This is a genomic window from Clostridium sp. L2-50 (assembly GCF_000154245.1).
Taxonomy (GTDB): Bacteria; Bacillota; Clostridia; order Lachnospirales; family Lachnospiraceae; genus Coprococcus.
Genome location: NZ_DS480319.1, coordinates 25,850 through 44,280 on the forward strand (window position 1 = coordinate 25,850; position 18,431 = coordinate 44,280).

Consider the following 18,431-nt stretch of genomic DNA (forward strand, 5'->3'; position numbering starts at 1 on the left):
CAGATAGATGGATTTGTTTGATTATATGAGAGAGAATCAGAAGGATGATGATTCTCCACTGGCAAAGAGAATGCGCCCGGAAAATCTGGACGAAGTAATTGGACAGGAACATATCATAGGTAAGAATAAATTGTTATATCGTGCGATCAAGGCGGATAAGTTGGGCTCATTGATCTTTTATGGACCTCCGGGGACAGGAAAGACAACACTTGCTATGGTGATCGCGCATACGACAAAAGCGGATTTCAAACAGATCAATGCGACAACTTCCGGTAAAAAGGATATGGAGCAGATCATCGAGGAAGCAAAGAATACGAAAGCTATGTATGGCAGGCGTACGATTCTGTTTATCGATGAGATTCACAGGTTTAATAAATCGCAGCAGGATTATCTGTTGCCGTTTGTTGAAGATGGAACGATCATATTGATCGGTGCCACGACGGAGAATCCATATTTTGAAGTGAATGGAGCTTTGATTTCGAGGTCGAATATATTCGAGCTAAAGCCGTTATCAAAAGAGAACATTAAAGACATTATCTTAAAGGCTGTTTATGACCAGAAGGGCATGGGAGCCTTTAATGTATGTATAGATGATGATGCGGTAGAGTTCTTAAGTGATATGTCGGAGGGAGACGCCAGAAGTGCATTAAATGCAGTGGAACTTGGCGTGCTTTCTTCAGAGCCGGCAGCGGACGGCAGGATTCATATAACTCTGGCAGTAGCAGAGGAATGTATTCAGCGGCGGGCACTTCGGTATGATAAAGACGGAGATAATCATTATGACATTATATCAGCATTTATAAAAAGCATGCGTGGATCAGATCCGGATGCAGCTGTTTTCTATCTGGCTAAGATGCTTTACGGTGGTGAGAGTATCACGTTTATTGCCAGGAGAATTATGATTTGTGCCTGTGAGGATGTTGGAAATGCAGATCCGAATGCAATCTGTGTTGCAACGGCATGTGCGCAGGCAGTGGAACGGGTTGGTATGCCGGAGGCACAGATCATACTGGCACATGCAGCTATATATGTGGCGTGTGCTCCAAAGAGCAATGCTATTGTGAATGCGATCTTTTCTGCGAAGGATGTCGTAGAACATGAACAGTCGGGGCAGGTTCCGGTCTATCTTCGAGATGCACATTATGGCGGAGCGAAGAAGCTTGGACATACAGGTTATAAATATGCACATGATTATCCCAATCATTATGTAAAACAGCAGTATCTGCCGGATGAGATTGCGGACAGGCAGTTTTATGAGCCGTCGGATAACGGATATGAGCAGAATATAAAACAATATTTTAAGAAGATAAAGGAAGGACTTTAATGGAGATAATAAAGCGGATAGCAGCTTTTCTTATGATCCTAGTGATCTTAGGACTGGTTGTTTGGGCGTTTATCCTTGGGATAACAGGAAGTGAATATTTTTCGGCAGCATTGTTTCTGTGTATTCTGGTACCGGTACTATTTTATGGAATCAGTCTGGTCACAAGGCTGCTTACAGCAAAAGGAAAAGAACTTGCGAATCAGACCGGGTCAGACGTCGAAACAAAAAAGAATAATGTTGAAAAATAAGGTATAATCTGATATACTCTATAAAGTTTTAAAAATTGAAACGAGGTATGTAACATGAGTTTATTATCACAGTGGCGCGAATATGCGTATGGTTTTGATGACAGAACACCGGAAGGAAAGCAATTCTGGTTTGATTATTTTCAGGCTGAAAAAGGAATCTATGAAACAATTCTTGCAACACCAAAGGCAGATCCTGTGAAAGGAACTGTGAAAGAACTTGCAGAGAAGTATAATGTCAGCATTCAGACAATGATCGGTTTCCTGGATGGAATTGATGACAGTTTGATCACATCTAACAATCTGGATGATGTAACAGAGGATTCAGAAGTAACACTGGGTATTGATTATGAGAAACTGTATATGAATATGGTTGGGTGTAATGCAGAATGGTTATATACATTACCTGCATGGGATAAGATCTTTACAAAAGAAAAGCGAGACGAGCTTTATAAAAAAGAGAAGACATCCAGAACACTTGTAAAACCTCCAAAGGTTGGAAGAAATGATCCATGTCCATGTGGTAGCGGTAAGAAGTATAAGAAGTGCTGCGGTAGATAATCAGTTACAGGGTAACTATAGCAGAATTCAATAACAGGGAAAGACAAAGAGAACAGACAGATGGTGGTATCCGTCCTGTTCTCTTTTCAGTTGAAGGGAAGAAACAATTGGAAAAGAAACAGCAATTCAGCAAAGAACAAACAGATGCGATCCGGTATGAAGATGGACCTATGCTGGTCCTGGCGGGACCCGGAAGCGGCAAAACAACCGTAATTACGTATCGTGTGAAATATATGCTGGAGCAGACAGGTATAAACGGGAATCAGATTCTGGTGATAACATTTACAAAAGCTGCAGCAAATGAAATGAGGACACGATTTGAGAAAATAAGTGGTTATTCCGATGGAGTTACATTTGGAACATTTCATTCTGTGTTTTTCATGATCCTACGTCATGCTTACGGATATAATAGTAGCAATATTATACTCGAATCAGAGAAGTATCAGATCATAAATGGAATCATTGAAAAGCATAATATGGAATATAACGGACAGGATGATTTTGCAAAGAATGTGATAGCAGAGATCGGCTTGGTAAAAAGTGAGATGAAACCGGTGGAACAGTACCATTCAGTGAATATGAAGGCAGATGATTTTCAAATCACTTACCGGGAATATGATGAGATCCTGCGTGCAAACAATAAAATCGATTTTGATGATATGCTTGTATTTACATATGAATTGCTTCGTGACAGATCGGATATTCGGAAAATGTGGCAACAGAGATTTCAATATATTCTGATCGATGAGTTTCAGGATATCAATTGGATACAGTACCAAACCGTAAAACTTCTGCTTGGAAAGAAACAGAATATATTTGCTGTAGGGGATGATGATCAGTCAGTCTATGGGTTCCGTGGAGCGGATACAAAGCTTATGCTTGGATTTCCAAATGAATTTCCGGGAACAAGGCTGGTATATCTGAATACAAATTACAGATGCAGCAGTGCCATTGTAGAATCTGCTTGTCGTATTATAAAGAATAATAAGGAAAGATATAAAAAGGCAATTCATTCGGCATTTGAAAAAAGTCAGTGTGAACGGGTTCATGTGATCGAAGTGGATGGAATGAGACAGGAAACAGACGGGATTGTACAGAAAATTCGGAAGATGAATCAAAACGGAATCCCGTATTCGAATATTGCTGTACTTTACAGGACAAATTCTGAACCATCAGGACTTGCAATGAAGCTGATGCAGAGTAATATCCCTTTTCGTGTGAAGGATAGTATACCTGATCTGATGTCACATTTCGTAGTTGTGAATATTCTTGATTATATAAAGGCAGCACTTGGAAACAGGGAACGAGCTTTGTTTTTACGAATTATAAATCGTCCGAATCGATACGTAAGCCGGGAAAGTCTGGAGACTGATCCGGTTGATACGGAACGGATGAAAGAATTCTATAGGGATAATAACAGGCTGGTACAGAATATGGTAACACTGGAAGCAGATCTCAGAAGAATCGCAGAATTAAAGCCATATGCAGCGGTTAATTATATCAGAAAAGCAGTTGGGTATGACGAGTATTTGAAGGAATATGCCTCATACAGAGGGATTAATCCGCAGGAGTATATGGATATTGCGGATGAATTTCAGGAAATGGCACGGGATGCGGATTCTTTTATTGAATGGTTTAATTTTTTAAATGAATACAGGATAAAGCTTAAGGAACAGATGAAAACGACGGATCACACCAGGGATGCAGTTGTACTTGCTACGATGCATGGGGCAAAAGGTCTGGAATTTGATCAGGTATTTATCATGAATGCGGTAGAGGGGATGACCCCTCATAAGAAGTCGGTTGCGGATGCTGAATTAGAAGAAGAGCGTAGGATGTTCTATGTTGCAGTTACCAGAGCACGGTACGGATTATATATCTATGTACCTAAGGTGGTTTATGGAAAGACAGCCCGGATATCGCGTTTTGTCACAGAGATGGTAGTTGATCATGATATGCTGCAGATTGGAAATAAAATCATCCACAAACGATATGGCAGAGGTGTCATAACATTTGTGGATGATAAAAAAATTTGTGTTTATTTTGAGAAAGACCAGATCACAAAAACATTAAGTATTGAATATACGATTAAAAATAATCTGGTTACCATGTCTGAAGATGACTAATCATCTTCAGACATGGAATTGAATTCCATTTCGTCTAAGATTTCATCAAAAGCATCTGCGACAATATCAAATTCTTCTTCGTCTTCGATCGGTTCTAAGGTGAACTCGTCATTTGGAAGCTCGATATAGCGGTATACAAGGACTTCGTCATCATCGTAGCCTTCCGGTGCTTCTATAGGAAGCAAAGCAATATAAGAGGTATCTTCAACATCGAAGGTTGCAACAATCTCACATTCGAGCTTTGTTCCGTCATCAAGTTCAAGGGACATCATTTCGATATCATCTAATTCTTCATCATTCTGTTTTGACATGTTTGATCTCCTTATCAAATAAAATTACCGGTAACTTTATGATATGTTGTTATCATTTAAAATCATATTGACCGGATAATTCCATGATAATGGAAAAATAACAAAAAGTCTACATCCAAATTTTTATAAAGCAATAAAATGCAGGTGCTTTATTCATTGAATTATATGTATAAATATGATAAAATTAATATTATTTTGGAGTTATTCCATGGGAGGAAATTAGAGAAGATGAAGAAAGTTGCTTATATTGCTTCAGAGTGTGTGCCATTTATCAAAACGGGTGGTCTGGCGGATGTTGTAGGAACACTTCCAAAAATATTTGACAGAAATGAATATGATGTTCGGGTTATTATGCCAAACTATCTTTGTATTCCAAATAAATACAGAGAAAAGATGCAGTACCTGACTCATTTCTATATGGATATTGGATACAAGAATGATTATGTTGGGGTTATGTATCTGGAGTACGAAGGAGTAAAAGTATATTTCATTGACAATGAATATTATTTCAATGGCTTCACTCCATATGGAGATGTAAAGTGGGATATTGAAAAGTTCAGCTTCTTTTCAAAGGCAGCGTTATGTATCCTGCCGGCAGTTGGATTTCAGCCGGATATCCTGCACTGCCATGACTGGCAGGCGGGTCTGGTTCCGGTATATTTGAAAACATTATTTGCCGGAAATCCGTTTTTCAGTGGAATGAAGTCGGTTATGACGATCCATAATTTACAGTTTCAGGGTAAATGGGATATCGATACGATCAAGGCGGATTCCGGTCTTCCGGATTATGTATTTACACCGGATAAGCTGGAAGTCAGAAAAGATGCAAGTATGTTAAAGGGCGGTCTTGTATATGCAGACAAGATCACAACAGTAAGTAACACATATGCCAGAGAGATTCAGACACCATATTACGGTGAAGGCTTGGATGGACTTCTGAGTGCAAGATGGCAGTCACTCTGGGGAATTGTAAACGGAATTGATTATGATGTATGGAATCCGGCAACAGATCCACAGGTATATAAGAATTACAGTGTAGATAACTTCCGTGAACTGAAAAAGATCAATAAGGTTGAACTTCAGAAGGAATGTGGACTTCCACAGGATGATAAGCAGTTTGTGATCGGTATCATATCCAGACTGACAGACCAGAAGGGACTGGATCTGGTTGATCGCATTATGAATGATATTTGTTGCGATGGTGTCCAATTTATCGTTCTCGGAACCGGAGATAGCAGATATGAAGATATGTTCCGTTATTATCAGGGCATTCATCCGGCAAAGGTTTCAGCGAATATTTATTATTCGGATGAAAGATCTCATAAGATGTATGCTGGCTGTGATGTTATGCTTGTTCCATCCAGATTTGAGCCATGTGGTCTGACCCAGTTAATGGCACTTCGTTATGGAACAGTTCCGATCGTAAGAGAGACAGGAGGACTTAAGGACACGGTAGAACCATACAATCAGTTTGAGAATACAGGAACAGGTTTCTCATTTGCAAATTACAATGCATATGAGTTGCTTGATGCGATCAACTATGCAAAGGAAGTTTATTATAATAATAAAGACGCATGGTATGGTATTCAGGAGCGTGGCATGAGAATGGATTACTCATGGTATAATTCAGCAAAGATCTATAATGATCTGTATAATTCATTATAAAATGAACGAACAAACTTATTTTTCATAAATGAAAAATCAGGCAGAAGATGTTGCGATACATTTTCTGCCTTTTTACCGCAGAACGGAGAGACAAGCTGCGTGAATATGAAAATATGCGGATCTGCGCAGGAAAGGTGGTTTCATATGGCTTTTGACGGAGTTGTAATATCAAATGTTGTAAGTGATCTGAAAAAGAAATTAGTGGATGGAAGGATCTATAAGATCTATCAGCCGGAAAATGATGAACTGAATATTATTATAAAAAACAACAGGGAGAATTACCGCTTACTGTTATCTGCAGATGCAAGTCTACCTCTGATCTATCTGCTGCAGGTGCCGAAGGAGAATCCGATGACAGCTCCGAATTTCTGTATGCTGCTTCGTAAGCATATCGGAAATGGCAGAATCGTAGATGTCTGCCAGCCGGGTTTTGAACGTATCGTGGAATTCACGATCGAGCATCTTGATGAGATGGGAGATCTGTGCAGAAAGAAACTTATCATAGAGATCATGGGTAAGCACAGTAATATTATCTTCACGGATGCGGATGGAATGATCATTGACAGTATCAAACATATATCCCATCTGGTAAGCTCGGTAAGAGAGGTACTTCCGGGTAAAGCGTATGTATATCCGCCGTCCGGTGATAAGCGTCCCCCATATGATGCAGACCGGGATTATTTTATATCTACGGTATATACAAAACCGGTAACTGTCACAAAGGCAATTTATTCCTCTGTTACAGGTATTTCACCGCTGATCGCAAATGAGCTTTGTTATCGCGCGGGGATTGATGGCGGACAGTCAACAGCAGCGTTAACGGATGTTCAGAAAGAGAAGCTGTATCAGGAATTTGAGAAACTGTTTTCCGATATTAATACAGAAAACTATGTGCCGAATATTGTATATGACGGGTATGTTCCGGTTGAATTTTCATCGGTAAGACTCAGTATGTATCAGGACTATCAGGCAGAAGATAAGGATGAAATTTCAAAGGTTTTAGATGAGTATTACTTTAAGAAGAGCAAGGTAACAAGGATCCGGCAGAAGTCGGCAGACCTGCGGAAGATCATCTCAACTGCGATCGAAAGAACCAGCAAGAAATATGATCTGCAGTTAAAGCAGATGAAGGATACCGAAGACCGAGAGAAATATAAGGTATATGGTGAGCTGATCAATACCTATGGATATGGAGTGGCGCAGGGAGCAAAGAGCTTCCATGCACTGAATTATTATACGAATGAAGAAATTGAGATTCCACTCGATCCAACGATATCGGTGCTTGAAAATGCCAAACGATATTTTGCAAAGTACAATAAACAGAAGAGGACGTATGAAGCATTAGAAAAGCTGATTGTTGAGACGGGACATGAGCTGGAATATCTTCAGTCGGTTCAGGCATTTATCGATATGACTCTGGATGAGAATGCATTGGCACAAGTGAAAGAGGAGCTTATGATAAGCGGATATATCAAAGGCAGATACGGAAAAAAGGGGGACAAGCATACGAATAAGAGTAAACCGTATCATTACATTTCGTCTGACGGCTTTCATATGTATGTCGGAAAGAACAATCTGCAGAATGATGAACTGACCTTTAAGTTTGCAAATGGTGGAGATATGTGGTTCCATGCCAAGAAGATGCCCGGATCACATGTGATCGTACGGATGGAGGGAGCGGAAGAACTTCCGGACCAGACTTATGAAGAGGCGGCAAGGCTTGCGGCATATTATTCCTCCGGCAGAGAAAATCCAAAGGTGGAGATCGACTATACAAAAAGGATGAATCTGAAAAAACCGGCAGGGGCAAAACCCGGATTTGTAATTTATCATACAAACTATTCTATGATAGCCGAGCCGACGATACACGGAATAGAAGAGGTAATCAGATAAAATATTTGATTTTTTATAGTGGTTGAAGTATAATATAGTATCCATTGTTTTAAGGAGAATGTGATTTTATGATTAAGAGTATGACAGGCTTTGGAAGAAGCGAAGTTGTTTCCGGAGCCCGTAAGATAGTTGTGGAGATTAAGGCTGTTAATCACAGGTTTTGCGAGATCAATGTAAAAACACCAAAGAAATTGAGTTTTTTTGAAACAACTATAAGAGCATATTTAAAGAAGTATATAGAACGTGGTAAGGTAGATGTCTTTATCACTTATGAAGATCTGACCGAGACAAATGTCTCAGTAAAATATAATAAGGAGCTGGCAGAGGAATATGTTGGCTATATGAATCAGATGGCAGCAGATTTCAATCTTACAAATGATATCAGTCCATCGGTTATATGCAGACTTCCGGAGATTTTTGTTCTGGAAGAGCAGACAGTAGATGAAGATGAGTTATGGAGCCTGATACAGGGTGCACTTGACGAGGCGGCTGATAAGTTTGTGAAGTCAAGAATGGTGGAAGGTGAGAACCTGAAGGTTAATCTGTTGGAGAAGCTTGATAATATGACGGCTGCAGTTGATTATATCGAAGAAGTTTCTCCGGAGCTAATAACAGCATACAGACAGAAGCTGATCGATAAGATTTCAGAACTGGTTGACAGTTCAGTTATTGATGAGAATCGTATTGCGACTGAGGTAGTTATATATGCGGACAAGATATGTGTAGATGAGGAAACGGTTCGATTAAAGAGCCACATTGACAGCACCAGAAAGATACTGGAGGCAGGCGGAAGTGTCGGAAGAAAGCTCGATTTTATTGCACAGGAGATGAACAGAGAGGCGAATACGATCCTTTCCAAGGCGAATTCTCTTGATGTATCGAACCGGGCGATCGAATTAAAAACAGATATCGAAAAAGTCAGAGAACAGATACAGAATTTGGAGTAAAAAAGATGGGAAACAGAGGTTCGTTAATTGTAATTTCGGGTTTTTCGGGAGTTGGAAAAGGAACGGTCGTAAAAAGACTGGTATCTGATTACGGATATGAATTATCTATATCAGCAACAACAAGAAGTCCACGTGCCGGTGAAGAACATGGAAGAGAATATTTCTTTATGGACAAGAGTGAGTTTGAAAATCTGATCGATTACGGTGGATTTATCGAGTGGACACAGTATGTTGAGAATTATTATGGAACACCGAGAAAGTTTGTAGAAGAAAGTCTGGATCAGGGTAAGAACATTATTCTTGAGATAGAAGTTATGGGTGCTATGAAGATTAAAGAACAGTACCCGGATGCATTGCTGATTTTTATCAGCGCGCCAAGCATAGACAGTCTGCGCGACAGATTGCGTGGAAGAGGTACAGAAGCAGAAGATGTGATACTGAAGCGTTTAAAGAAGGCAACAGAAGAATCAGCAGACATGGATAAATATGACTACATTGTTATCAATGATGATCTGGAGGAGTGCATACAGACGGTGAATTCAGTAATTGTAGGATATGCATGCAGAACATCGAATAATAAGGCATATATAAAAGAAATAAGGGATGACCTGAAAGGCATCTGGTAAGAAAAATAAATTCAGAAAGGGGATATAATATTATGTTACATCCATCATACACAGACTTAATGGCAGTTGTTAATTCAGAGGTTGAACCGGGAGAACATCCGGTAGTTCAGAGTAGATATTCTATCGTGCTTGCAACCGCTAAGCGTGCAAGAGAGATAATCGCAGGACAGGAGCCACTTGTAAATACAGCAAGCAATAAGCCTTTATCAATAGCAGTTGATGAGCTTTACAGCGGCAAAGTAAAGATTGTTGGCGATGACGAAGAAGAGAACTAATCAGAAAAAAGAGGTTGTTGCAGTTTTGCGCAGCCTTTTTCTTTTATAAAAAGGAGAGCGGCATATGAAAGCAAGAGAATTGTTAAAAGGATTACAGTATTCAGTAATCTGCGGAGACGAAGATGTTGAGATAAAAGAGATTTATAATGATTCCAGAAAAGTAGGGGAACAGGGGCTGTTCTTCTGTATTGTCGGGGCAAACTTTGATGGACATGCTTATGTAAAGAATGTAATTGATAAGGGAGCAGTCTGCCTGGTCGTTCAGAAGGATGTAGAGCCGGTTCCGGGAGTACTGATCGTAAAGGTAGACAGTACGAGATATGCAATGGGAATCGTCAGCAGCAATTTCTACGGAAATCCCTCATCCAAGCTGACAGTGATCGGTATCACAGGAACAAAGGGTAAGACAACAACGACATATATGATTCGCGAGATGCTAATGAGTGCAGGACATAAGACCGGTCTGATCGGAACGATAGAGATTATTGACGGCAATAATGTTACGGCAGCAAATAATACAACACCGGAATCCATGATCGTGCATAAGAAATTAAAGGATATGGTTGACAACGGATTAGACAGTGTTGTTATGGAGGTGTCTTCACAGGGGCTGATGCTTGACCGTGTGGCCGGGGTTGATTTTGATTATGGAATCTTTTCAAATCTTTCCAGAGATCATATCGGACCAAATGAACATAAGACATTTGAAGAATATGCGATGTGGAAAAGCAAATTATTCACAATGTGTAAAATTGGCATTTTTAATGCAGATGATCCACATGTAGATACAATGACAGAACATGCAACCTGTAAGATTGTAACATATGGAATTAATGGCGATTATGATTATAAGGCAAATAACCATAATCTGTATAATAAAGATGGTCATCTCGGTATCGGTTATCATTTGTCAGGAAAGTTAGATGGAGATGTGCTGGTCAATCTTCCGGGTAATTTCAGTATCTATAATTCCCTGGCAGCTATTGCAGTTGCAGATCTGATGGGTGTTCCATTTGACAAGATACAAGAGATCCTGAAAACGATCAAGGTAAAGGGAAGGGTAGAACTGATCCCGATATCGGACAAATTTACGATCATGATCGACTACGCCCATAATGCAGTAAGCCTGATGAGCATTCTGGAGACATTAAGAGAGTATAAGCCGAAAAGACTGGTCAGTCTGTTTGGCTGCGGTGGTAACCGTTCAAAAGAGAGAAGATATGAGATGGGTGAAGTGTCTGGTAATATGGCAGATCTTACGATCATTACTTCCGATAACCCAAGATTTGAAGAACCACAGGATATCATTAATGATATAAAGACAGGAATCAATAAAACTACAGGAAAGTATGTAGAGATTATTGACCGGAAGGAAGCAATCCGGTATGCGATCATGAATGCTGAACCGGGAGATGTGATCGTGCTTGCCGGGAAAGGACATGAAGACTATCAGGAGATCAAGGGCGTAAAGCATCATATGGATGAGAGAGACCTGATCAGAGAGGTACTGGAGGAAGAAGATGTTACCAAGATATGCGGATATAATAATCGATATTTCGCATGAAGCTATTGATCGTCCATTTCAATACAGAATACCGGATGGCCTGAGGGAAGATATCCGGCTTGGCAGTATGGTTAAGATCCCATTTGGCAGGGGAAATCATCTTCGAACCGGATATGTGATCGGATTTTCAGATCAGACAGAGTATCAGCCGGATCGGATTAAGGAGATTTCAGAACTCTGTGATCGTTCCGTGCCTGTGGAAGGGCGGTTGCTTGCGCTTGCGGCATGGATTCGTGAGAATTATGGATCTACAATGATCAATGCGATCCGTACGGTAATGCCGGTAAAAAAAACAATTCGACAATTAGTAGATCAGGTCGTGGTGCTTGCGGAGAATATGGATACAGAGCATCTGGCAGATATCAGGGAGCAATATCATAGAAAACATGCACAGGCAAAACTGCGTCTGTTACAGGCGTTAGAAGAAACGCCGGAACGATATCTTTCGATGGATGTCGTGAAGCAGAAATGGAATATATCACCGGCTACACTTAAAACGATGCAGCAGGACGGTGTAATTACTGTAATCAGTAAAGAACGGTATCGGACAGCAGGTGTTTATGATTATAAAGAGAATTTTCAGATCACTTTAAATAATGAACAGCAGGCAGTTGTAGATGAAGTGACTGGTGATATGGAACAGGGAAGACAGAAAACATATCTGCTACATGGAATTACCGGAAGTGGGAAAACGGAAGTCTATGTTAAAATTGTAAAAAAGACAATTGAGATGGGAAAACAGGCGATCATACTGATTCCGGAAATTGCCCTTACCTATCAGACAGTCCGCTATTTTAGAAATTATTTTGGTGACCGGGTGACTATCATTAATTCCAGGCTAAGTGACGGAGAAAAATATGATCAGTTTATGCGCGCGAAAAATGGAGATGTAGATGTCGTGATAGGCCCGCGTTCTGCATTATTTGCCCCATTTCAGAATCTGGGGATCATTATTATAGATGAAGAACATGAGACAAGTTATAAGAGTGATTACCCACCCAAATATCATGCGAGGGAGACTGCAGTAAAACGTGCAGAGCTCGAACATGCAAGCGTGCTTCTCGGTTCGGCAACTCCGTCCGTTGAGAGTTATCACAGGGCACTTAACGGGACATATCGTTTGCTTGAACTGCATGAACGTGCGGGAAGCGGACAGCTCGCAAAGACATCGATCGTTGACCTGAGAAAGGAATTAAAAGCAGGAAACCGATCTATCATAAGCAGGGAGCTTGCAGATGATATCGCGGATCGGCTTGCCCGCAGGCAGCAGGTAATGTTATTTATCAATAAAAGAGGATATAACAGCTTCGTTTCATGCAGAAACTGTGGTGAGGCACTTAAATGTCCGCACTGTGATGTCAGCCTGACCAGGCATGAAAATAACCGGATGATCTGTCATTATTGTGGATTCCAGATGCCTCAGCCAAAAGTATGTCCGTCCTGTCATTCCGGGCTGATCGGTGGATACGGAACAGGAACCCAGAAGCTTGAGGAGGAGGTTCAGCGGTTATTTCCTCAGGCGAGAGTCCTTCGTATGGATAAGGATACAACGGCAGCGAAGGATGCACATGAACAGATCTTAGAGAAGTTTGGAAACGGAGAAGCGGATATATTGGTTGGAACTCAGATGATCGTAAAGGGACATGATTTTTCGAATGTAACTCTGGTTGGAATCATTCTTGCAGATCTTACTTTATTCCAGAATGATTACCGGGCAGGAGAACGTACCTTTGATCTGATCACACAGGCGGCCGGAAGAGCCGGGAGAGGGACACAGCCGGGTAAAGTCGTGATCCAGACTTATAAGCCGGAGCATTATGCGATAAAGGCAGCAGCAGCTCAGAATTATTTGGATTTTTATAAGGAAGAAGAAGCGTACCGTGGACTTATGAAATATCCGCCGGAATGGAATATGATGGTGGTATTGATGGTATGTTCCGACGAGACTTTTCTGGATCAAATGGCGGAAGATATCTGTTCAAATATCAGAAGCTGTTCAGAAAATGACCGGGATATGAGAATAATCGGGCCATCGGCACCTGTAATAGCAAAGATACGAGATATTTACAGAAGGGTTGTCTATATTAAGAATTATCGGTATAATGAGCTGGTGGCTTTAAAAGACCAGATTGAAATATATGTATCAGAGAAAAAAGAACTTCAGGATTTTAGTCTGCAATTTGACTTTAATCCATTAAATATGTATTAAGGAGAGAATGAAAAATGGCAACAAGAAAGATAAGAATCGATGGCGACAGCGTTTTAAGAAAGAAATGTAAGCCTGTTACGGAGATGACACCACGGTTATCCCAGTTGATCGATGATATGTTTGATACCATGTACGAGGCGAATGGTGTCGGACTTGCAGCGCCACAGGTTGGAATTGTAAAGAGGATCGTTGTAATTGATATCGGAGATGAGCATCCATTGACGCTTATTAATCCTGAGATTATAGAGACGTCCGGTGAGCAGACCGGAGACGAGGGGTGTCTGAGCCTTCCGGGAAAGGTTGGACAGGTGACAAGGCCGATGCATGTTGTCTGTAAAGCACTGGATCGTGATATGAATGAGATCACGGTAACAGGTGAAGGCCTTCTGGCACGGGCAATCTGCCATGAGACAGACCATCTGGAGGGTATCTTATATAAAGATAAAGTAGAAGATGGTTTATACGAGACAGAATAGAAAAGTAAGCAGATAATAATAAGGAGGCAGAGACAGTCGTATGAATATTATATATATGGGAACCCCTGAATTTGCAGTAAAACCATTACAGACGATCGTAGATGCAGGACATAATGTCCTTGCATGTTTTACACAGCCGGACAAGCCAAAAGGAAGGGGCAAGACACTTCAGCCGACACCTGTTAAGGAAAAGGCTCTTTCTCTTGATATACCTGTCTATCAGCCGGTAAAACTCAGGGAAGAAGAAAATGTTCAGATTATCAGGGACTATCAGCCGGATGCTATCGTTGTTGCGGCCTATGGTCAGATATTGCCGGAATCAATCTTGAATATTCCAAAGTATGGCTGCATTAATATCCATGCGTCCCTGCTTCCCAAATACAGGGGAGCCGCTCCGATTGAATGGGCTATTATCAATGGTGAGACGGAATCCGGTGTCACAACGATGTATATGGCAAAAGGACTTGATACCGGAGATATGATCGAGAAGACGGTTGTTCCGATCACAGATACAGATACCGGTGTTACACTTCATGATAAACTTGCTGATGCAGGTGCAGCGTTGATCCTGTCTACGCTTACAAAGCTTGCGGATCATACAGCAGTACGAACCCCGCAGGATGATTCCTTAAGCTGCTATGCATCCATGTTAAAGAAAGAGCAGGGTGAGCTTGATTTTACGAAAGATGCAGCTTCACTGGAACGATTGATCAGAGGATTGCAGCCATGGCCGGTTGCTTATATGAAAATGAATCAGAAGACGGTACGTATCTATGAGGCTTCTGTATGTGAACAGACAGAGGAGACATTAGAGGATGGAACAAAGATCGTACCGGGGATGATCGTTCATGTGACGAAGAAAAACTTTACGGTTGCATGTGGAAGTGGAGCATTAACGATAAGAAAGCTTCAACCGGAAGGCAAGAAACCGATGGATTGTGCAGCATTTCTTGCAGGAAATAAACTTAAGACAGGTCAGATGGTATATGAGTAAAACTTCAAGAGAGATAGTTCTGGATATTCTGCTGGATATTGAAAAAAATGACAGATTTGCCGGTGAAGCATTAGGGGAAGCACTCCGGGCAAACCAGTTTATGAATAAAAAAGAGAGGGCTTACATCGGTCGGTTGACAGAAGGTGTAACAGAGCAGAAAATCAGATTGGATTATATTCTTAATCAATTTTCAAAAGTAAAAGTAAAAAAATGTAAACCGGTCATCCGCTGTATTTTACGGATGGCTGCTTATGAGATCTTTTATATGGATTCTGTTCCGGATGAGGCAGCCTGTAATGAATATGTGAACCTGACTGCTAAAAGAGGATTTCGGACATTAAAAGGCTATATGAACGGTGTCCTTCGAAACGTGTGCAGAAATAAAGCAGCTATCATCTTTCCGAAAAAAGAGGATGGTCTAGAAGCGTATCTGTCTGTTAAATATTCGATTCCGGAGGAACTGGTAAAATTCCTGTTAAATGATTACAGTGCAGAACAGTTAGAACAGATTCTGCAGGCGGGTGAAACAAATCGCGGAACGACGGTTCGTGTGAATACTATGCATACAACACTTGAGGAATTTCGGAATAATTTGATTGAAAAGGGCATAAAGGTAGAAAAAGGATATTATAATCCGACCTCTCTTATTATTTCGGGATATGATTATATTCGTATGGTTCCGGGATTTCATGAAGGCCTGTTTACGGTTCAGGATGAGAGTTCCAGTTTGCAGGTGCTTGCAGCAGGAATCAGACCGGGAAATGTGATCCTTGATGTCTGTGCGGCTCCGGGAGGAAAGACCATGTATGCGGCAGAACGCACCGGAGAGCAGGGACATGTGTATGCGAGGGATATTTCAGAAGAAAAGATCGATAAGTTGGAAGAAAATCTGGGCCGATTAGAGATTCATAATGTGACAACTAAGGTATGGAATGCAATGGAAACTGATCCGAAAATGATAGAAAAAGCAGATGTCGTTCTTGCGGATCTTCCATGCTCCGGACTGGGTGTTATGGCACGAAAAAATGATATCAAATATCATGTGACGGCAGACTCGATAAGTGAACTTGCCGAGATACAGAAGAATATTCTGGATGCCTGTGCGTCTTATGTAAAACCGGGTGGAACGTTAATTTTTTCCACCTGTACAATTGATCGGACAGAGAATGAAGAAAATGTAGAGATATTTTTAAAAAGGCACGAGGAGTATTATCTGGAAAGTCTTGCACCATATCTGCCGGAGAAGTTGAAAGAACGTGGAGAAAAAGGATATATCACGCTTTTGCAGGGAATTGATCATTGTGATGGATTCTTTATTTCGCGATTACGAAGAAAAAAATAATAGATGACAGAATGACACAGAGGAGTTGAGCTTCTCGTGTTATCAGTACATGATTCAGGAAGAAAAGAGTATGTTTACAGAGATAGAAGATATAAAGAAACTGGATATCCGTTCCATGATGTTTGATGAACTTGCGGTCTGGGTAAAATCAGTAGGACAGCCGGCGTTTCGAGCAAAACAGATATTTGAATGGGTTCATGCCAAAGGTATAGCACATGCGGAAGATATGACCAATGTTCCGAAAAAATTAATTGAAGAAATCAAAAAGCAGCACATGTATGGTGTGGAAGAAGTGACCAGACTGGTGTCAAAACAGGATGGCACAAATAAATTTCTGTTTCGTTTACAGGATGGAAATGTGTTGGAAAGCGTATTAATGAGATATAAGCATGGCAACTCTGTCTGTATATCTTCTCAGGTCGGATGCCGTATGGGATGTAGATTCTGTGCATCTACGATCGGTGGCTTGATCCGTAATCTGGAGGCGTCTGAGATGCTCGATCAGATCTATGCGATCGAACGGATCACGGGTGAACGTGTATCGAATATCGTTGTAATGGGAACAGGGGAACCACTTGATAATTATGACAATCTTATCCGATTCATTCGCATTATCAATGATGAGCAGGGTAAGAACATCAGTCAGAGAAATATCACGGTTTCAAGCTGTGGATTGGTTCCGCAGATAAAAAGACTGGCAGATGAAGGCCTTTCTATTACATTTGCATTATCCCTTCACAGTCCGACTGATGAAGACAGAAGAAAACTTCTTCCAATCGCAAATAAGTATTCAATTGCAGAATTGATGGATGTATGTCGGTATTATTTTGAAAAAACAGGAAGAAGGGTTACTTTCGAGTATTCACTGGTGAAAGATGAAAATGATACACCGGAACATGCATATAAGCTTGCTGAGCTTCTTAAGAATATGCACGGACATGTGAATCTGATTCCGGTAAATCCGATAAAGGAGAGAAAGTATTGTCGATCTCTCAATGATTCTGTTGAAAAATTCAAATATATACTTGAAAAGAAAGATATAAATGTTACAATAAGAAGGAGTATGGGCAGAGATATTGACGCTGCCTGTGGTCAGCTTCGGAGAAAATATGAAGAAGCAAAAGATACTTTTTAGACGGGAGGCAGCAAATGAGATCTGATGGAAGAACCGACATCGGTAAGAAAAGAGTTCAGAATCAGGACAGCATTTTCTTTACAGATGAGCCGATCGGACCATTACCCAATCTTTATATAGTGGCAGACGGAATGGGTGGTCATAAGGCAGGAGATGTTGCATCAAAGACTGCGATAGAATGTGTAACTGAATATATAAAAGAGAGTGCAATAAATAACTCGGTATCCGTTCTAAAAAGAGCGATTCTGTATGCCAATGACAAGATATATAAAATGGCAAAGGAAAATGAGGATTGGAAGGGAATGGGAACGACCCTTGTAGCTGCTGTATGTGAGGATGATATATTATATGTAGCAAATATCGGTGACAGCAGATTGTATTTCATAGATGATGAGATACGGCAGGTAACGATGGATCATTCACTGGTTGAAGAGCTGATCCGTTCCGGTCAGCTTGATCGAAATAAAGGACGTAACCATCCGGAAAAGAACATTATTACTAGAGCACTTGGAATATCTGACAAGATTATGACAGACTTTTTTGAATTAGAGATGAAACAGGGGGATGGAATCCTTCTTTGCTCAGATGGTCTTTCTAATATGCTTGAGGATGATGAGATAAAAGAAATCGTGTTGGAGAGCAGCGGGGATATAACAGCAGCGGTTGAAAAGTTGATAGACAGAGCGAATTACTATGGTGGTAGAGATAATATATCCGTAGTGGTAGCTGTAAAATAGT

At 40.7% G+C, this 18,431-nt stretch carries 17 protein-coding genes; 16 read left to right on the forward strand and 1 reads right to left on the reverse strand.

The features are described from left to right. The first annotated feature begins 7 nt into the window (after positions 1-7). From CLOL250_RS06970 to CLOL250_RS06985, 4 genes are all read left to right on the forward strand, one after another. Positions 8-1,324: a replication-associated recombination protein A gene (locus CLOL250_RS06970; protein WP_008401564.1), complete on the forward strand. Its 1,317-nt coding sequence runs from the start codon at positions 8-10 to the stop codon at positions 1,322-1,324. Further along, a complete protein-coding gene (locus CLOL250_RS06975) occupies positions 1,324-1,572 on the forward strand; it encodes a hypothetical protein (protein WP_008401565.1) in 249 nt (82 codons plus the stop codon). Before CLOL250_RS06970 ends, CLOL250_RS06975 begins: the two co-directional genes overlap by 1 nt. 54 nt (positions 1,573-1,626) lie before the next feature. After that, positions 1,627-2,130, forward strand: coding sequence for an SEC-C metal-binding domain-containing protein (locus CLOL250_RS06980; RefSeq protein WP_008401566.1), 504 nt, complete (start codon positions 1,627-1,629; stop codon positions 2,128-2,130). Positions 2,131-2,237: 107 nt separating this feature from the next. Next, positions 2,238-4,256, forward strand: a complete 2,019-nt coding sequence (locus tag CLOL250_RS06985) for an ATP-dependent helicase (protein WP_008401567.1) — start codon at positions 2,238-2,240, stop codon at positions 4,254-4,256. On the opposite strand, the gene CLOL250_RS06990 is transcribed toward CLOL250_RS06985, so the two are convergent. Next, the gene (locus CLOL250_RS06990) at positions 4,253-4,567 is read right to left on the reverse strand and encodes a DUF1292 domain-containing protein (protein ID WP_008401569.1); all 315 of its coding nucleotides are present in this window, start codon (positions 4,565-4,567) and stop codon (positions 4,253-4,255) included. The genes CLOL250_RS06985 and CLOL250_RS06990 overlap by 4 nt on opposite strands. 228 nt (positions 4,568-4,795) lie before the next feature. On the opposite strand from CLOL250_RS06990, the gene glgA reads away from it, so the two are divergent. From glgA to CLOL250_RS07050, 12 genes are all read left to right on the forward strand, one after another. Beyond that, positions 4,796-6,232: a glycogen synthase GlgA gene (gene glgA / locus CLOL250_RS06995; protein WP_044945451.1), complete on the forward strand. Its 1,437-nt coding sequence runs from the start codon at positions 4,796-4,798 to the stop codon at positions 6,230-6,232. 144 nt (positions 6,233-6,376) lie between these two features. Continuing rightward, entirely contained in the window at positions 6,377-8,125 is a 1,749-nt protein-coding gene (locus CLOL250_RS07000; protein WP_044945453.1) for an Rqc2 family fibronectin-binding protein, read from the forward strand. Positions 8,126-8,193: 68 nt separating this feature from the next. Then, positions 8,194-9,072 carry a YicC/YloC family endoribonuclease gene (locus CLOL250_RS07005; protein WP_008401574.1) on the forward strand — a complete coding sequence of 293 codons (879 nt, stop codon included), beginning with the start codon at positions 8,194-8,196 and terminating at the stop codon, positions 9,070-9,072. A gap of 5 nt (positions 9,073-9,077) precedes the next feature. Continuing rightward, positions 9,078-9,698: a guanylate kinase gene (gene gmk, locus CLOL250_RS07010; RefSeq protein ID WP_008401576.1), complete on the forward strand. Its 621-nt coding sequence runs from the start codon at positions 9,078-9,080 to the stop codon at positions 9,696-9,698. A gap of 32 nt (positions 9,699-9,730) precedes the next feature. Then, a complete protein-coding gene (gene rpoZ / locus CLOL250_RS07015) occupies positions 9,731-9,973 on the forward strand; it encodes a DNA-directed RNA polymerase subunit omega (RefSeq protein ID WP_044945455.1) in 243 nt (80 codons plus the stop codon). 64 nt (positions 9,974-10,037) lie between these two features. Continuing rightward, on the forward strand, positions 10,038-11,537 hold the full coding sequence (locus tag CLOL250_RS07020; protein ID WP_008401579.1) for a UDP-N-acetylmuramoyl-L-alanyl-D-glutamate--2,6-diaminopimelate ligase: 1,500 nt from the start codon (positions 10,038-10,040) through the stop codon (positions 11,535-11,537). After that, complete coding sequence (gene priA / locus CLOL250_RS07025; protein ID WP_008401580.1) at positions 11,494-13,746, forward strand: replication restart helicase PriA; 2,253 nt, start codon at positions 11,494-11,496, stop codon at positions 13,744-13,746. Before CLOL250_RS07020 ends, priA begins: the two co-directional genes overlap by 44 nt. A gap of 14 nt (positions 13,747-13,760) precedes the next feature. Beyond that, complete coding sequence (gene def, locus CLOL250_RS07030) at positions 13,761-14,222, forward strand: peptide deformylase (RefSeq protein WP_008401581.1); 462 nt, start codon at positions 13,761-13,763, stop codon at positions 14,220-14,222. A gap of 40 nt (positions 14,223-14,262) precedes the next feature. Next, positions 14,263-15,216: a methionyl-tRNA formyltransferase gene (fmt, locus tag CLOL250_RS07035; protein ID WP_008401582.1), complete on the forward strand. Its 954-nt coding sequence runs from the start codon at positions 14,263-14,265 to the stop codon at positions 15,214-15,216. After that, positions 15,209-16,558: a 16S rRNA (cytosine(967)-C(5))-methyltransferase RsmB gene (gene rsmB / locus CLOL250_RS07040; protein WP_008401583.1), complete on the forward strand. Its 1,350-nt coding sequence runs from the start codon at positions 15,209-15,211 to the stop codon at positions 16,556-16,558. Before fmt ends, rsmB begins: the two co-directional genes overlap by 8 nt. Positions 16,559-16,607: 49 nt before the next feature. Further along, the gene (gene rlmN, locus CLOL250_RS07045; RefSeq protein WP_008401584.1) at positions 16,608-17,693 is read left to right on the forward strand and encodes a 23S rRNA (adenine(2503)-C(2))-methyltransferase RlmN; all 1,086 of its coding nucleotides are present in this window, start codon (positions 16,608-16,610) and stop codon (positions 17,691-17,693) included. A gap of 14 nt (positions 17,694-17,707) precedes the next feature. Next, positions 17,708-18,430, forward strand: coding sequence for a Stp1/IreP family PP2C-type Ser/Thr phosphatase (locus tag CLOL250_RS07050; protein WP_008401585.1), 723 nt, complete (start codon positions 17,708-17,710; stop codon positions 18,428-18,430). Position 18,431 lies beyond the last annotated feature (1 nt).

What these genes read in the sequence shown, in the direction of transcription:
- def (WP_008401581.1), top strand. Translation starts at nt 13,761, where the DNA reads ATGGCAACAAGAAAGATAAGAATCGATGGCGACAGCGTTTTAAGAAAG.
- CLOL250_RS07050 (WP_008401585.1), top strand. Translation starts at nt 17,708, where the DNA reads ATGAGATCTGATGGAAGAACCGACATCGGTAAGAAAAGAGTTCAGAAT.
- glgA (WP_044945451.1), top strand. Translation starts at nt 4,796, where the DNA reads ATGAAGAAAGTTGCTTATATTGCTTCAGAGTGTGTGCCATTTATCAAA.
- CLOL250_RS06970 (WP_008401564.1), top strand. Translation starts at nt 8, where the DNA reads ATGGATTTGTTTGATTATATGAGAGAGAATCAGAAGGATGATGATTCT.
- CLOL250_RS07005 (WP_008401574.1), top strand. Translation starts at nt 8,194, where the DNA reads ATGATTAAGAGTATGACAGGCTTTGGAAGAAGCGAAGTTGTTTCCGGA.
- fmt (WP_008401582.1), top strand. Translation starts at nt 14,263, where the DNA reads ATGAATATTATATATATGGGAACCCCTGAATTTGCAGTAAAACCATTA.
- priA (WP_008401580.1), top strand. Translation starts at nt 11,494, where the DNA reads ATGTTACCAAGATATGCGGATATAATAATCGATATTTCGCATGAAGCT.
- rsmB (WP_008401583.1), top strand. Translation starts at nt 15,209, where the DNA reads ATGAGTAAAACTTCAAGAGAGATAGTTCTGGATATTCTGCTGGATATT.
- CLOL250_RS07020 (WP_008401579.1), top strand. Translation starts at nt 10,038, where the DNA reads ATGAAAGCAAGAGAATTGTTAAAAGGATTACAGTATTCAGTAATCTGC.
- gmk (WP_008401576.1), top strand. Translation starts at nt 9,078, where the DNA reads ATGGGAAACAGAGGTTCGTTAATTGTAATTTCGGGTTTTTCGGGAGTT.
- rpoZ (WP_044945455.1), top strand. Translation starts at nt 9,731, where the DNA reads ATGTTACATCCATCATACACAGACTTAATGGCAGTTGTTAATTCAGAG.
- rlmN (WP_008401584.1), top strand. Translation starts at nt 16,608, where the DNA reads ATGATTCAGGAAGAAAAGAGTATGTTTACAGAGATAGAAGATATAAAG.
- CLOL250_RS07000 (WP_044945453.1), top strand. Translation starts at nt 6,377, where the DNA reads ATGGCTTTTGACGGAGTTGTAATATCAAATGTTGTAAGTGATCTGAAA.
- CLOL250_RS06975 (WP_008401565.1), top strand. Translation starts at nt 1,324, where the DNA reads ATGGAGATAATAAAGCGGATAGCAGCTTTTCTTATGATCCTAGTGATC.
- CLOL250_RS06990 (WP_008401569.1), bottom strand. Translation starts at nt 4,567, where the DNA reads ATGTCAAAACAGAATGATGAAGAATTAGATGATATCGAAATGATGTCC.
- CLOL250_RS06980 (WP_008401566.1), top strand. Translation starts at nt 1,627, where the DNA reads ATGAGTTTATTATCACAGTGGCGCGAATATGCGTATGGTTTTGATGAC.